Raw genomic sequence first — 852 nt, forward strand, 5'->3', positions numbered from 1 at the left:
TCAGCGGGAAGATCGAGGAGGTCATCTACGCGCAACTCGAGCGAGGTGAAGACCTTCTTCGAGCCCTTTGGGACATCTGCAAACAAAACGATGTCAAGACAGGGGTCCTTCTGGACGCGACCGGCTCGCTGGACAACGCTAGGGTGATGCGGCTTCCCCACCAGCCACGAGATGACAATTTTGGCGTTGACTTCGTTGACATCCCGGGGCCGCTAGAACTGAGCGCACATGGCATCATCGGAATGGGCTGGGTCCCGGACAAGTCGGTGCTGCCGCCGGCGTTTCCCCATCCCGAAGACACAGGCTTCGGTCCTGCAGGCTTCGTGGGACACGAGACCCCCTATTTCCACGTTCATGTTACGGTAACGAGTGCCTCGCAGACGGTCTGCGGGCACCTCTTGGAGGGCTCATACACGGGTCGCGACGAGAAAAATATCGTGAATGCCTCCCGTTCGCACTTCACGGTCGCTATCGCAAAAGTGTCGGGGGTCATCTTGAAAGCGACCTGGGACAAGACTGGTTACTATCACGAGCTCGTAGTGGCGTAGGCGGAGCATGCGAGGTGATACTCCTGAGAGTCTTGGAAAAGCACAGGGGTAGCCCCCCGCGGGGAATCACCAACCGGACTAGGAGGAGAATACGCCGTGACTAGCAGCATAGCTCCCGGCGCGACTCTCGAGACTGAGATCGAACGGGTCACCGCCAAAGGGCTCGGTGACCCGGATCGTCTCGCCGATCGCGGCCTGCTCGGCGCCCGTCTTGTGTCGGGCGGGCCGTTGAGGATGAGGTGACGGTGTTCCTCGGCTGGCGCCCGCTACGAGCGCGCGCGCCGGAGCCACAGCTGCGCTGAAC

At 61.2% G+C, this 852-nt stretch carries 2 protein-coding genes; one reads left to right on the forward strand and one right to left on the reverse strand.

The features are described 5' to 3' along the window. Positions 1-548: PCC domain-containing protein (locus LMTR3_RS34180; protein ID WP_065749363.1), on the forward strand; the 548-nt coding region annotated here is incomplete at its 5' end. 78 nt (positions 549-626) lie between these two features. Here LMTR3_RS34180 and LMTR3_RS39000 read toward each other — a convergent pair. Continuing rightward, on the reverse strand, positions 627-852 hold a 226-nt coding region (locus tag LMTR3_RS39000), incomplete at its 5' end, for a hypothetical protein (protein ID WP_210184745.1).

Source organism: Bradyrhizobium sp. LMTR 3 (assembly GCF_001693485.1).
In the GTDB taxonomy this organism is placed as follows: Bacteria; Pseudomonadota; Alphaproteobacteria; order Rhizobiales; family Xanthobacteraceae; genus Bradyrhizobium.